The 13,353-nt window shown below is 76.0% G+C and carries 11 protein-coding genes; 4 read left to right on the top strand and 7 right to left on the bottom strand.

The features are described from left to right. Window positions 1–35: 35 nt before the first annotated feature. The 3 genes from IO30_RS0133675 to IO30_RS0133665 all read right to left on the bottom strand — a co-directional run bounded on the left by IO30_RS0133675 (window position 36) and on the right by IO30_RS0133665 (window position 4,353). On the bottom strand, window positions 36–1,529 hold the full coding sequence (locus IO30_RS0133675; RefSeq protein WP_078904897.1) for an amino acid permease: 1,494 nt from the start codon (window positions 1,527–1,529) through the stop codon (window positions 36–38). Window positions 1,530–1,604: 75 nt separating this feature from the next. After that, on the bottom strand, window positions 1,605–3,764 hold the full coding sequence (locus IO30_RS0133670; RefSeq protein ID WP_031149444.1) for a phage holin family protein: 2,160 nt from the start codon (window positions 3,762–3,764) through the stop codon (window positions 1,605–1,607). A gap of 184 nt (window positions 3,765–3,948) precedes the next feature. Beyond that, complete coding sequence (locus IO30_RS0133665; protein WP_031149442.1) at window positions 3,949–4,353, bottom strand: hypothetical protein; 405 nt, start codon at window positions 4,351–4,353, stop codon at window positions 3,949–3,951. Between the two features lie 130 nt (window positions 4,354–4,483). On the opposite strand from IO30_RS0133665, the gene IO30_RS0133660 reads away from it, so the two are divergent. From IO30_RS0133660 to IO30_RS0133650, 3 genes are all read left to right on the top strand, one after another. Next, window positions 4,484–5,260 (top strand): MBL fold metallo-hydrolase, encoded by a 777-nt coding sequence (locus IO30_RS0133660; RefSeq protein WP_031149440.1) that lies wholly within the window; start codon window positions 4,484–4,486, stop codon window positions 5,258–5,260. Continuing rightward, window positions 5,257–5,883, top strand: a complete 627-nt coding sequence (locus IO30_RS0133655; protein ID WP_373316457.1) for a DedA family protein — start codon at window positions 5,257–5,259, stop codon at window positions 5,881–5,883. The genes IO30_RS0133660 and IO30_RS0133655 overlap by 4 nt, the downstream gene beginning before the upstream one ends. A 132-nt stretch (window positions 5,884–6,015) precedes the next feature. Continuing rightward, on the top strand, window positions 6,016–6,474 hold the full coding sequence (locus IO30_RS0133650) for a MarR family winged helix-turn-helix transcriptional regulator (protein WP_031149438.1): 459 nt from the start codon (window positions 6,016–6,018) through the stop codon (window positions 6,472–6,474). 1 nt (window position 6,475) lies between these two features. Here the strand turns inward: IO30_RS0133650 and IO30_RS0133645 are convergent, their stop codons facing one another. The 3 genes from IO30_RS0133645 to IO30_RS0133635 form a co-directional block, all read right to left on the bottom strand. Continuing rightward, window positions 6,476–7,591: an MBL fold metallo-hydrolase gene (locus IO30_RS0133645; RefSeq protein ID WP_051859205.1), complete on the bottom strand. Its 1,116-nt coding sequence runs from the start codon at window positions 7,589–7,591 to the stop codon at window positions 6,476–6,478. A gap of 289 nt (window positions 7,592–7,880) precedes the next feature. After that, entirely contained in the window at window positions 7,881–9,098 is a 1,218-nt protein-coding gene (locus IO30_RS0133640; protein WP_031149435.1) for an aminotransferase class I/II-fold pyridoxal phosphate-dependent enzyme, read from the bottom strand. A 113-nt stretch (window positions 9,099–9,211) separates the two neighbouring features. After that, window positions 9,212–9,784 carry a TIGR03086 family metal-binding protein gene (locus IO30_RS0133635; RefSeq protein ID WP_031149433.1) on the bottom strand — a complete coding sequence of 191 codons (573 nt, stop codon included), beginning with the start codon at window positions 9,782–9,784 and terminating at the stop codon, window positions 9,212–9,214. Window positions 9,785–9,976: 192 nt separating this feature from the next. Between IO30_RS0133635 and IO30_RS0133630 the strand changes: the two genes are divergently transcribed. Then, on the top strand, window positions 9,977–10,795 hold the full coding sequence (locus IO30_RS0133630; RefSeq protein WP_031149431.1) for a methyltransferase domain-containing protein: 819 nt from the start codon (window positions 9,977–9,979) through the stop codon (window positions 10,793–10,795). 514 nt (window positions 10,796–11,309) lie between these two features. On the opposite strand, the gene IO30_RS0133625 is transcribed toward IO30_RS0133630, so the two are convergent. Next, on the bottom strand, window positions 11,310–13,283 hold the full coding sequence (locus IO30_RS0133625; protein WP_031149429.1) for a DUF5107 domain-containing protein: 1,974 nt from the start codon (window positions 13,281–13,283) through the stop codon (window positions 11,310–11,312). Window positions 13,284–13,353 lie beyond the last annotated feature (70 nt).

The following is a 13,353-nucleotide window of genomic DNA, read 5'->3' as shown; positions in this document are numbered from 1 at the left end:
GCCGTCCGGGTGAACCCCGCCGGGCGCCGGGCCCCTCAGGCTCCGGTGGGTCCGGCGGAGCGCCGGGCGCGGCGGGCCGACAGGACGGCGTGGACGAGCACGCCCACGAAGAGGAACAGCACGCCCTGGTAGACCGCCGCGTAGCCGGAACCGGCCACCAGCCACATCGAGAAGCCGAAGGCCAGGCAGGCGAGGACCGCGTCGCGCACGAGGCGGGGGCGGTCCACGCGCGCCGAGCGGCCCGAGGCGAGGAAGTACAGCTGCGCGGCGGTGGACAGCAGGTACGGGACGGTGGCGGTGAAGGTGGTGACCAGGACCAGGACCTCGAAGACCCCCTCCGAGCCGGCCGTGTAGTTGTAGACGGTCAGGGCCGAGGCGAGCGCGACGGTGACGAGGACGCCGACGACGGGCACGCCGCGCTTCTTCTTCGCGAAGGCCTTCGGGAAGAGCCCGTCGCGGGCGGCGGCGTACGGGGTCTGCGCGCTGAGCAGGGTCCAGCCGTTGAGGGCGCCCACCATCGAGACCACCGCTGCGCAGGCGACCGCCGTGCCGCCCCAGGTGCCGCCGAACATGGCGTTCACGGCGTCCGTGAAGGGGGCCTGGGAGCCGACCAGGGTGTCGTGGGCGACCAGGCCGAAGACGGCGAGGGTGCCGAGCAGGTACACGGCGGCGGCGCCGGCCGTGCCGAGGACGGTGGCCCTGCCGACGTTGCGGGCCGGGTCGCGCACCTCGCCCGCGCTGACGGCGGCGGACTCGACGCCGAGGTAGCTGAAGAGCAGGATCGCCGCGGAGGCGGAGACGGCGCCGACCGCGCTCTGGTCGGTGGCCCGGAAGGGGCCGAGGTTGTCCGGGTCGAAGAAGAACAGCCCGCCGACGGCCACCAGCAGGAGCGGGGCGAACTTCAGCACGGTCGCGACCAGCTGGACCGCGCCCACGTACCGGGTGCCGGCCAGGTTGGCGAGCGCGGGCAGCCACTGCACGGCCAGTGCGGCCAGGCACATGGACCACTTGTGGGCGCCGACGGCCGGGAAGAGCACCGTCAGGTAGCCGACGGCGGCCACGGCGAGGGCCGCGTTCGAGACCCAGGTCGTGATCCAGTAGCTCCAGGCGGCGAGGAAGCCGGCGAAGTCGCCGAAGGCGGCTCGGGCGTAGACGTACGGGCCGCCGGTGCGCGGGTGCTGCTCCGCGAGCCGTCCGAAGACGAGGGCGAGGGCGATCGCACCGGCGGTGAGCACGGCGAAGGCGACCAGGCTGATGGTCCCGAAGGGCGCCACCGAGGCGGGGAGGAGGAAGATTCCGCCGCCGATGATGTTGCCCATGACCAGGCAGGTGGCGATCGGGAGGCCGAAGCGGCGGGTGTGCGGGCCTCCGTCCGGGGTGGTCCCGGCGGCCCTCGCGGGCCCTGATGCCGGGCCGGCGGTCCCCGCGGTCCGGGTCGTTCCCGCGGTGTCGGTCGTCCCCGTGGCGGTCGTCCCCGTGGGTCCGCCCGTCCCGGTGGTCTCTGCGGGCGGGGCGGTGGTGCTGGTCATCGGTGGTGCGCCTCGGGTCGTCTCACATGGTGGGCAGGTCGACACATGGTCGGCCACCGCCCGACCGGCACCAAATCACCGGATTTCGTCCCGTGCGGGCGCCCCCGCAGAAGGAAGGGTTGCGCTCCCGTCGCCCTCCGGCCGGGGATCCTCCGCCGCCCCCGCGCCGGGCAGCGGGCCCGGCTGCCGGGCCGCTCGCGCCGCGGGCCCGGGTTCCACCGGGACCTGCGGCCCGTCCGCCTCCCGCAGCCAGCGCCGCAGGACGCGGTGCACCGACTCCGCGCCCACCAGTTCCGCGTCCGGGTCCGAGAGGTCCGTCGGCCACATCAGGAACGGGTGTCCCTGCTCCCCGCCCAGGCCGCCGTGCGAGCCGATCTGCTCCTCGAAGGCGTGCACCGCACCGGTCACGGGGTCGTACGCCGAGTTCACCATCACGTCGGCCACGTGCGGGAAGGAGTCGGTGCGCCGGACGGCCTCGGCCGCGCCCGGGCCGAAGGGTGCCAGGAACTCCTCCGCCTCCCCGGGCACGTCGAGGCGCGCCGTCATCCCGCCCGGGCCCAGCAGCACCCCGTCCACCAGCAGGAAGCCGACGCCCGGATGGTTGGCCAGGGTCGCCAGCAGCGCGGGGTGCGCCCGTTCGATCCACTCCCTGGAGGCCCGCCCGGGCACTTCCGGGAAGGAGATCAGCGCCAGGTTGCCCGAGGCCAGCACCACGGGCGCGGAACCGGGCTCCGGGTGGGCCTCCTCCTCGCCGTCCTCCTCCGGCCGGTGCAGGGCCGCGAGGACCGCCGCACGGGCCTCGGCCCCGCTGCGGGTACGGCCGGCCCGACGGGACACCGGCAGCCCGCAGCCCGCGCGCACGAGGTCCTTCAGGGTGAGCCCGTAGCGGCCCAGGAAGGTCTCCCCCGGGCTCTGGCCGTGGTCGGACAGCAGCACGATCCGGTACCGGCGCGGGGCGTGCTCGGCGACCCGGGCGAGCAGTGCCAGGCTGCGGTCGAGCCGGGCCAGGACCCGGTCGGTGTCCCGGCCGCTCGGACCGCTGTGGTGCGCGACCTCGTCGTAGGCGACCAGGTCCGCGTAGACGGCGGCCCGGCCCGCGAGCATGTCTCCGATCACGGCCGCCACCACCACGTCCCGTTCCACGACCGTGGCGAAGGCCCGGATCAGCGGGTACAGCCCGCCCCGCGACACCCTGGGCCGGTCCCCGCGCAGCCGCGCCCGTACCGACTGGCCGATCTCCCGGACCACCTCGGCGACGAAGGACAGGGCCGTGCGGACGGCGTTGGCCGGGTCGCTGAAGTACGCGAAGTAGCCCGCGCGGGACCGGTTCGCCCGGCCCCGCCGCGCCGAGACCGACAGCACCAGCGCCAGCTGGTCGGCGCCGCCGCTGAACAGGTTGCCGCGGCTGGCCCCGTCCAGACTGAGCAGTCCGCCGTCACCGGTGCGCTCCACGGCCCGCCGCTGGAGTTCGGCGGCGCTGGTCGGCCGGTTGCAGACGACCACCTCGCCGGTGTCCTTCTCGTACCAGCGGAAGGCGGGCACGTCGAAGTTGGAGCCGTGCAGGATGCCCAGCTGGCTGGCCCCGGTCTGGCTGGACCAGTCCGTACGCCACGACGCGATGCGGTGGCCGTCGTCCAGCCAGGCCTGCACGGTCGGCATCACGGCGCCGGCCGCGGCCCGGCGCAGCACCTCGTACCCGACCCCGTCGAGCTGGAGGAAGACCAGGCCCGGCGCGGGAGGGGCGGTGCCGGGTGCGCCCGCGCGGCCCTGCCTGCGGCGGCGCCGGTCGGCGAGCCGGTAGAGCCGCCGCCGGTAGGCCTCGTCGTCGCGCACGGCGAGCGCGGTCGAGGTCGCCGAGGCCACGGCGGACATCACCGCGGCCACCACGACGGCGGTCTCGGGCGCCACCTCGCCGCGCCCGTCGGGGCTCAGGCGGAGCGCCAGCAGCAGCAGCGAACCGTTCAGGAAGAAGACGAGCAGCCCGAGCACCAGGGCGGGCACCAGCAGCAGGGCCCGTACCAGCACCGGCCAGACCAGGGCGCTCAGCAGGCCGAAGGCCCCTGCGCCCCAGGCGGCGGTCAGTCCGAGCTGCGTGATGCTGGCGCCGTCACCGGACTGGAGCCGGAAGTCCGGCAGGATCCCGGCCAGCACCAGCATGGTGAGCGTGGACACCGCCCACACGAGGACCACCCGTACCAGGGTGCTGCCCGCGGTCCGCCACCGTCCTCGCCACACGCCGTACCCGCCTCACCGCTCCGGCCCGCGACGTGCCCGCGGACCCCCGTCCCGCCTCCCAGGCTCGCACAACGGCGCTCGCCGGGCCGGGCGACACGGTCCCGGTGCCGAGGTGGCGGTGGTGCGGTGGCGGTCGGGCGGGGCTCGCGCGGTCGGGTGGCCGGGCGGGCAGGCGGCCGGTCGGTCAGGTGCCGTCGTAGCCGGCGGTCGGCATGGACAGCCTGCGGTGCACCTCGGCCTTCATCGCGGACGTGTAGCGCGGCTCGTCGAGTCCGGCCGTCTCCAGCCGTACGCCGCGCCGTCCGCATTCGGCGGTGAACTCCTCGACGGAGCGCAGCGCGCGGGCCAGCACCCGGTGGTTGGCGGCGACGAACAGGTCGACCTGCCCGTCCTCGATCCCGGACCAGAGCCCGCAGTGGTCGGATCGCAGCCCGTAGAAGAGCAGTTGTCTCGTCACGACGTAGCCCTGGTCGGCGGCCCAGCGGGCGCACATCGCCTGCTGGCTCCGGGTGTCCACGGCGAAGGGATCGGCGTCCAGGTCTTCGAGCGGGGCCAGGCTGGCGATCGCGGCCACGCGCAGCTCTTCCATGCCGCCCGACCCTACTCCGAACCGCCGCCCGGGAGGAGGGGGTGGTCACTTCCGGTTCCCGGCGGATCTCCGGGGCAAGCTTTAGGCTCATGACCGAGGTACGGGTCCGGGCACGAGGGAGGGAGGCCGGATGCCGGTGGAGATCACCTGGTGGGGCCATGCCACGTGCACGGTCGAGGATTCCGGGGTCCGGGTGCTGACGGACCCGCTGTTCGCGCGGCGCCTGGCCCATCTGCGGCGCAGGCGCGGGGAGGTGCCCCCGCCCGCGGCAGCCGCCGCGGACGTGGTGCTGGTGTCCCACCTGCACTCCGACCACCTGCACCTGCCGTCCCTGGCCCGGCTCGCGACCGGTACCCGGCTGCTCGTGCCGCGGGGGACGCGCCGGGCGGTGCCCTCGCTGGCGCGCCTCGCCCGGGTGTGCGGGCTGGAGGTGACCGAGGTGGCGCCGGACGACGAGGTCGCCGTGCGCGACGGCGTCCGGGTACGGGCGGTCAGTGCGCGCCACGACGGGAGGCGGCTGCCCTTCGGCCCGCAACTCGCCCCCGCCCTCGGGTACGTGGTCCAGGGCGCGGCGCGGACCTACTTCGCCGGGGACACCGGGCTGTTCGACGCGATGGCCGACGAGGTCGGGCCGGTGGACGTGGCGCTGCTGCCGGTGGGCGGCTGGGGGCCCTACCTGGGGCCGGGACACCTGGACCCGGTGCGGGCGGCCACGGCCCTGGCGTCGCTGGCGCCCGCGGCGGCTGTCCCGGTGCACTACGGGACGTACTGGCCGATCGGTCTGGACGCGGTACGGCCGCACGAGTTCCACGCGCCGGGCGAGGAGTTCGCGCGCCACGCGCGGCGGCTGGCGCCGAAGGTGACGGTACGGGTGCCCGGGCACGGCGAGCGGGTACGACTGCCGTGATCCTGCGCGAGATCGCGGTGGCAGCCGGTCAGGTGCCGCCGGAGTCCACCCAGCAGGCGGTCGGATACCCGGCGCTGTTCCTCCTGGTGGCGCTCGGCGCGCTGGTTCCGGTGATCCCGACCGGGGCGCTCGTCAGTTCGGCGGCGGTGGTGGCCTTCCACCAGTCGCTCCCCCTGGGGCTGTTGCTGGTCTTCGCGGTATCGGCGCTGGCGGCGTTCACCGGGGACGTGACGCTGTACTGGCTGGGGCGGCGCGGGGTGCATTCCCGCAACGGGTCGCGCTGGCTGGAGGCGCTGCGCGGCCGGGCGACCCCCGAGCGGCTGGAGCAGGCGCAGACGAAGCTGGACGAGCACGGGGTGCTGGTCCTGGTGGTCTCCCGGCTGGTCCCGGCCGGGCGCATCCCGGTGATGCTGGCCTGCCTGCTCGCGGAGCTCCCGCTGCGCCGGTTCGCGCGGGGGGACGCCCCGGCGTGCCTGGCCTGGGCGGCGACGTACGGGCTGATCGGCATCCTGGGCGGCTCCCTGTTCTCCGAGCCGTGGAAGGGCGTCGCCCTGGCGGTGGGCCTGACCCTGCTGATCAGCGCGGGCCCCTCGCTCTGGCGCCGGCTGCGGCCGGGGTCCTGACCGGCCCGCCGGACCGCACCCCGCCGCAGGTCACGCTCCGGCCGCGTCCCGGCGCTGGACCTCAACCGCGGTTGACTTCCTAGGCTCCTGTGCAGCGCACGAACCGCGCGGAGCGAACGGAGCGGACCCACCATGGAGTACTCGCACGACGACGCCGAACTGATCCGGCAGCCCATCGGCTACTGGAGCTGGGCCGCCTACGACGCGGTCGTCGGCCGCACCCGGGCCGCACTCGCCGAGCTGGGCACCACCCAGCCGCAGTGGTGGGTCCTCGCCCAGGTCGCGACGGCCACGGAGGTGAAGACCCGCGACGAGGTGACCGCCGTCCTGCGGAACTACCTCGCGGTGGGCGAGGCCGTACTGGACGAGGAGACGGACACGCTCGTCGTCCGGGGCTGGATCACCCAGGACGCCTCGGGGCGCCTCGGGATCACCCCCGAGGGCAGGGAGTTCTTCGACCGGGCGGCGGCCCTCCAGGAGGACCTGTGGGCCGAGCGGCACGCGGGCATCTCCGACGAGGAGTACCTGATCGCCCTCAAGGTGCTCCAGCGGTTCGTCCACAACGTGGGCGGACGGGCCTGGCACCACTGAGTCAGCCGGGGGCCTGCGGTTCCAGGGTCCGGGAGGCGCCGATCGGCAGGTCCCAGAGGTCTTCCCGGGGCAGGCCGGCGCGGGCCCAGGCGGCCCTCGTCCGGTGGAGGGGCTCCATGACGGGTTCCGCCGACAGGACGAAGGCGCCCCAGTGCATGGGTGCCATCCGCCGGGCGCCGAGGTCGAGGCAGGCCCGTACGGCCTCCTCCGGGTCGGCGTGGACGTCGCTGAGCCACCAGCGCGGGGCGTAGGCCCCGACCGGCAGGAGGGCCAGGTCGATGCCGGGGTGGCGGCGGCCGATCTCGCCGAACCAGTGCCCGTAGCCGGTGTCGCCCGCGAAGTAGACCGTGCTCGGTGCCGCGCTGCGGGTGTCGGTGAGGGTCCAGCCGCCCCACAGGCTCCGGCAGGTGTCGGTCAGGGACCGCTTCGACCAGTGGTGGGCGGGGACGAACCCGAAGCGCACGCCGTCCAGTTCCGCGCACTCCCACCAGTCGAGCTCGGTGACCCGGGTGAACCCGCGGCGCCTGAACCAGCGGGCCAGGCCCGCCGGGACGAACAGCGCGGTGCCGCGCGGCAGCCGCTTGAGGGTGGGGGCGTCGAGGTGGTCGTAGTGGTTGTGGCTGATGACCACGGCGTCCACCGGTGGCAGGTCCTCCCAGCGGACGCCCACGGGCGTCATCCGGGTCGGGGTGCCGAGGATGCGCCGGGACCAGACGGGGTCGGTCAGGACGGTCAGCCCGCCGGTCCGGATCACCCAGCTGGCGTGCCCGGCCCAGGTGACGCACACCGTTCCGGGGGCCGCGGCGGGCAGCGGGGCGGGCTCGTACGGCAGGTCCGGGATGCCGCGCAGCCCTTCGGGAGCGGGCCGGAAGGCTCCCTCGCGGGCCAGCCGGGCGAAGGCACGGACGCCGGGCAGCGGGGTGGTCAGCCGGTCGGCGAAGGAGCGGGGCCAGCGGCGGAACTCGCCGAGGGGCCGGGGCGGAGCCATGTCGGGAGCCGGAGCCGCCGGAGCCGGGCCCGCACCCGGCGCCCGGGCCCCCGGACGCGGCGGAGCCGCCCGGTCCCGGGCGGGCGCGGCGACGGGGGCGAGTTCGGACGCGGCGGAGGCGGGCGCCAGCGCGGCGGCGGAGGCAGGCGCGAGTGCGGGGGCAGGTGAAGACGCGAGCGCGGCGGAGACAGGCGCCGATGCGGCGGCGGAGGCAGGCGCAGACGCGGTGACCGGGGCAGGCGCGAGCGCGGCGACGGGGGCAGACGGGGCGGCGGCAGACGCAGGTGCGGCGGCGGAGGCAGGCGCCAGTGCGGAGGCAGGCGCAGCCGCGAGCGGGGCGGTGGGCACAGGCGCGAGCGCGGCGGCGGGGGCTTCCGTCTGGTCGCTCATCGAGATGTCTCCGTTCACCGGTCGGGGATCAGGCCAGCCCGGCCAGGACTGATCCGAGGAGGTCCAGGGAGCGCCGTACCTGCGGGAGGCCGAGGGGGTCGGTGGCCGTGAGCGCGGCCAGCCGCTCCTCCGGGGTGGCCCCCAGCAGCGGACCGGTCGACAGGCGCACGCGCAGCGCCCCCAGTTCGTCGGCGAACCGCTGCCCGCCCGGCGTGGGCGCACCGAGGCGTGCGCCGAGCCAGTCCTCCAGTTCCATGGCGTCGCCGACGCCGTTCCTGGCGAGTCCGGCGCGTAGCGGGCCGAGGTCGGCGTACAGGTGACGGCCCGCCTGCGGGGGCCGGGCCAGGGCCCCGACCGCGAGCAGTTCCCGGTGGGCGGCGGCGGCCACCACCCCGTGCAGGGCGGCGGCCGCCCAGGCACGTCCCGCGACGGCGTCGGGTTCGTCCAGGGCGTGCGCGGCGGCCCCTGCGACGGGCCCGGCGACCAGCGCGCCGGTGGCGGTGAGCACGTCGAGGGTCCGGGCGCGCAGCCAGGTCCCGCGCGGGGTGGCGGGGAAACGCACCACCGCGGCGGGCCAGCCCGCGGGCAGCAGCGCCCCCGACAGGTCGACCAGGACCGCCGCCCGGTCGGGGAGCATCTCGGCCGGGCTCAGGACGAGGGTCTCGTGCGGCCGGTGCACGGTGTCGCGCCAGCTCTCGTCGCTGACGACGAACAGTCCGGCGGACTCGGCGGCCTCGCAGGCCTCAAGCAGCAGCTCGGGCGGCGGCACGGTCGCGGTGGGGTCGTCGGCCACCGACAGCAGCAGCACGCGCGGGTCGCCGCCCTCGGCCCGCACCCGCCGTACGGTCTCCAGCAGGGCGTACGGGTCCGGTACGCCGCCGCATTCGGCCGGGGTGGGTACGTGGTAGGCCCGCCGTCCCAGCAGCCGGACCTGCGGGGTCCACCAGGCGGGACAGGGCCGAGGCAGCAGCACGTCGCCCCCGTACGCGCCGAGCAGGGCGAGCAGCAGACCGGGAGCGCCGGGGCCGGCGGCCACGTCCTCGGGGGCGGTCACCAGGCCGCGCCGCCCCCAGTAGCGGCACGCGGCCTCGCGGACGGGGTCCCCTCCGCCGGGGGGTTCGGGGGCGGAGCGCCCGGCGGCCGCGGCGAGGACGGAAAGGAGTTCGGGGAGCACGGGCAGGCCGGGCTGGGGGGCGGGGGGACCGTACCGGACCGGACCACGCCCCTCCGCCGTCGTGCGCTGCATCCCCGCCACCGGTTCCCGCCTTCCGCGTCCGCACCGCTCCGTCCACTCCGCCAGCCTGCTCTTTATACGATTATTTGGTGCGGTATGCCCGTTGTCGAGGCGGTATCGGCCCCTCAGCCCTTCCGGCCCACGAGGGCGAGCAGCCGGGTCTGGGCGTTCGCGCCCGGCGGGATCTCCAGCGGCTCGGCGTACATGCCGCTCGCGGCGAGCCCGTCGGCGTACGGCATGACCTCCTTGACGGAGAACTCGACGAGGCCGTCCGGCAGCCGGTCGTCGGCGCCGATGCCCCGCGAGAGGTCCCAGGTGTGCACGACGCAGTCGGCGGTCAGTTCCGAGCAGTACGCCGATCCGAGTGCGGGCCCGTACGACAGCCGGACCGTCCGGTCGAGCACCCCGGGGGCACCGAACGCGGCGTGCGCGGCGGCCGAGGCCTGTTCCCAGGCGCCGACCGGGTCCTCGCCCAGCACGTCGCCGGAGAAGGCGTCGCCGAGCTCCTCCACGGTGCGGCCCTCGGTGACCAGCGGCGGGATCCACAACTGCTCCCCGGTCACGTGGTTGACCAGGTCCCGCACCGTCCAGTCCGTGCACGGCGTCGGCGCGTCCCACTGGTCGTCCGCGACGGCGCGCACGCGCTCGCCGAAGAGCCGCAGCGCCGCGGCGTGCTGTGCGAGCAGGGTGTCCGGCATGACCTCCACCGCCTCTGACAAAGGGTGTGCGACCCCCTGCGCCCACTCTCCTCGCACCCACCGGGCCCTGCCACCGCCCCGCCCGCTCCCCTTGCCGCGCAAGGGTGCCGTCCACATGTCAAAACGCAGGTCTCATATGCCGAACTGATCCTTTACGGTGGGGACAACGCTTCGACGAGGAGGGGCCAGGCCATGGAAGCCAGCAAGGAGACCGCCGTCTACACGCACGGCCACCACGAATCGGTACTGCGCTCGCACCGTTGGCGCACGGCCGCGAACTCGGCCGCCTACCTGGTCCCCGAGCTGCGGCCCGGCCTGTCCGTCCTGGACGTGGGCTGCGGCCCGGGCACCATCACCGCCGACCTGGCGGAGCTGGTCGCCCCGGGCGGCCGGGTGACCGCCGTGGACGCCTCCGCGGACGTCGTCGCACAGGCCCGCGCGTACGCGGCCGAGCGGGGCCTGGACGGGGTGGAGTTCGCCACGGCGGACGTGCACGCGCTGGACTTCCCGGACGACTCCTTCGACGTGGTCCACGCCCATCAGGTGCTCCAGCACGTCGGCGATCCGGTGCGGGCCCTGCGCGAGATGCGCCGCGTCTGCCGGCCGGGCGGGATCGTGGCGGCGCGGGACGCCGACTACGCGGCGATGACCTGGTACCCGGCGGAGCCGGGCCTCGACGGCTGGCTGGACCTGTACCGCCGGGTGGCCCGTGCCAACGGCGGCGAGCCGGACGCGGGCCGCAGGCTGGCGGCCTGGGCCCGGGAAGCGGGTTTCACCGACGTCCGCTGCACGGCGACGGCCTGGTGCTACGCCACCGCCGAGGAGATCGCCTGGTGGTCGGGGCTGTGGGCGGACCGCACGACGGCCTCCTCGTACGCGGACGTGGCCACCCGGGGCGGACACGCGACCCCCGCGGACCTGGAGACGGCCGCGGATGCCTGGCGCACCTGGGGCAGCCACCCGGACGCCTGGTTCTCGGTCCTGAACGGCGAGGTCCTGTGCCGCGCCTGACCCGGGGGCTGACGCGGGGCCCAGCCGCTGGCGCGGTGCCCGGCAGCAGCTTTGCCGCCGGGCCCCAACACCCGGCCTCACCCCGGACCTGACGGCGGTCCGGCGGGGCCGGGCCGTGGGCTGGTGCCGGGCCCGGCACCCGGCCTCACGCCGCGGTCGCACGCGGGGCCGGGCACGAAGTCCGACACCGGGTCTACGCGGGGCCGGCGCGGGTTCGGCTCGGGGCCCGGAGCGCGGTCCGACAGCAGGGCCCGACACCGGCTCACGCCGGGACCCGCACCCGGCCTCACGCCGCGGTCGCACGCGGGCCCGGCAGCAGGGCCCTGGCGCGGTCCGACAGCAGGTCTACGCGGGGCCGGCGCGGGTTCGGCTCGGGGCCCGGAGCGCGGTCCGACAGCAGGTCTGACGCGGCGTCCGGCACCGGGACCGGTGGTGGGGCTGGCGTTCGGTCCGGCGCGCCGGGGCTGGTGTCCGGACGGACATCCGCTTCGGCAGCGGATCCGGTGCCGCGTCGTTACGGGGTGCTCGGCGGGCGCATGCTGAAGTCGTAGCGGGGCGGCAGCGGGTGGTCGGTCAGGGCGGACCAGGCCTCGGCGAGGGTCTCCTCGCCCTCCCTGAGGTCCGGGATCTCGAAGCCGTCCTCGAAGACCCGCCGGGCCGCCGCCACATGCCCCTCCGCGGCCAGCAGCCGCGCCGCGAGCAGCCGGAAGCGGCCCTGTTCGCGCAGGCCGGGCCGCAGCCGGTCCCAGACGCTGCGGGCCTGGGGCAGCCGCCCGGCGGCCAGCAGGGCCGTCATGGCCTCCCGGCCCAGCGCGGACTCCGCGGCCGTCCACGCCTCGCCGCCCCGGCTCTCCCCGGCCAGGTCCTCGAAGGCCGCCGCGAAGCCGTCGGCCGCCCGCGCCGGGTCCCCTGCCAGGGCGTCCGCCACCGCGAGGCAGCGCAGCAGCGGCCACCGCGAGGGGGCCAGGGCCAGCCCGCGCTCCCAGCTCCGCACCGCCTGGGCCACGTCACCGGCGTGCCACTGCGCCACGCCCAGGTGGTATTCGGTGAGGGGGTCCGCCGGAGCCGTCTCCAGCATGTCCCGCCAGTGCGCGGCGACCAGGCTGGGTCCAGGCGGCGCCACCCGCTTCGGCGCGGGGAACACGCCCGTGCGCCACAGCTGCGCCCACGGCGCCTGTTCCTCGCCGAGGGTGGACTCCTCGAAGGGGGTGCCGGGCAGCTTGTGGCCCCCGCACAGCACCTCCAGCGCGCCCCAGCCCGATCCCGTCGCCAGCCGTTCGCCGGGCTCGGTGTCGGCGCGGCCGCGCCAGGCCTCGTAGGCCGCGTCCACCTGCTCCCGGGGCAGTACGCGGTCCAGCGCGCCGCCGGCCGCGGCGCGGGCCGCCGCCCAGTCGGCTCCGTGCACGGCCCCGGGGTCGGCCGAGAGCGGCCCGTACGCCTCCAGCCAGCTGAACTCCGCCCCGCCCTCCAGCCGTACGTGCTCCAGCTGGGTCCGCGCCAGACCGGCCTGGATCTCGGCGTAGCCGCCGGTGCCCGGCTCGGTCAGCCACTCCTGCCAGCGCCGACCGCCCGCCCCCGCGCCCCACACGAACAGCTTGCGCCCGCGCAGCCGGTCCGTGGAGGTCTGCGCGAGCCCGTGGCCCTCGGCGTCCAGCGAGGCGATCCAGGGCCGGGTCCCGCCCGGGACCTCGTAGAAGAAGTCGGCCGGGTGCGCGCTGCGCAGCGGGTACGTACGGTCCGCGTCCTCCCAGACGGGTACCGGGATCCGCCGCAGCGTGCGCTCGTAGCCGAAGTGCCAGGCCTCCTCGGCGGGGGCCAGCACCCGGGTGCCCGGGTCCTCCGGGACGGCGGTGTTGGACCACCAGTACACGGGCGCGGGCCGCTCGTGCGGGTTGCGCACGCGGACGCCGGCGTACAGGAACGCGGAGTCCTCGGGCAGCCACAGGTCGACCTGGAACGGCAGGTCGCGCAGCCGCTCCCATTCCCACATGCGCAGCATGACGCCGCCGTCGGGAGCCGGGACGAGCGCGGCGTGCAACGGGGCGCAGGACAGGGTGGTGTGGCCGGTGGCGCCGATGTTCCACTCGATGCCGCCGGAGAACCAGGCGCCGCTCAGGGCGAAGTTGGCGGGCTGGAACACCGGGTTGCGGTAGAGGAGTTCGCGTCCGGTGGGCAGGTGCACGAGGGAGTGGACGCGCCCGCCGAGCCCGGGCAGGACGGTGACCCGCAGGTGGGCGTTCTCGATGACGACCGCGTCGAACTCCCGTTCCGTGCGCTCGCGCTGGTACCCGTCGGCGACCCGCACGGGCAGCAGCGAGCGCAGCGGCCCGTACGCGATCTGCCGTGCCATGTCGCGCGGGAGCCCCTGGAGCGAACGCTCGTCCAGGACGTGCACCCCGTCGGGTGCGCGCAGCGCGGGCAGGGGGTTCTCGGGGCCGGTCGGGGCGGCGGGGAGCGTCAGTACGGCGCGTCGGACGGTGGTGGCCATGAAGAACAGGGAACACGCCACGGCGGCCGGTGCACAGGGGTTCCGCAGATCACCACCGGTCAGGATTACG

Origin of the sequence: Streptomyces xanthophaeus, assembly GCF_000725805.1 — a bacterium.
Taxonomy (GTDB): Bacteria; Actinomycetota; Actinomycetes; order Streptomycetales; family Streptomycetaceae; genus Streptomyces; species Streptomyces xanthophaeus.
Note: the sequence above shows the minus strand (reverse complement) of the source record. Positions and strands in the feature narration are given on the sequence as shown.

Bases quoted from the DNA above. Each gene is read 5' to 3' on its own strand.
- IO30_RS0133675 (WP_078904897.1), bottom strand. From the start codon at position 1,529: ATGACCAGCACCACCGCCCCGCCCGCAGAGACCACCGGGACGGGCGGA.
- IO30_RS0133665 (WP_031149442.1), bottom strand. From the start codon at position 4,353: ATGGAAGAGCTGCGCGTGGCCGCGATCGCCAGCCTGGCCCCGCTCGAA.
- IO30_RS0133660 (WP_031149440.1), top strand. From the start codon at position 4,484: ATGCCGGTGGAGATCACCTGGTGGGGCCATGCCACGTGCACGGTCGAG.
- IO30_RS0133650 (WP_031149438.1), top strand. From the start codon at position 6,016: ATGGAGTACTCGCACGACGACGCCGAACTGATCCGGCAGCCCATCGGC.
- IO30_RS0133640 (WP_031149435.1), bottom strand. From the start codon at position 9,098: ATGCAGCGCACGACGGCGGAGGGGCGTGGTCCGGTCCGGTACGGTCCC.
- IO30_RS0133635 (WP_031149433.1), bottom strand. From the start codon at position 9,784: ATGCCGGACACCCTGCTCGCACAGCACGCCGCGGCGCTGCGGCTCTTC.
- IO30_RS0133630 (WP_031149431.1), top strand. From the start codon at position 9,977: ATGGAAGCCAGCAAGGAGACCGCCGTCTACACGCACGGCCACCACGAA.
- IO30_RS0133625 (WP_031149429.1), bottom strand. From the start codon at position 13,283: ATGGCCACCACCGTCCGACGCGCCGTACTGACGCTCCCCGCCGCCCCG.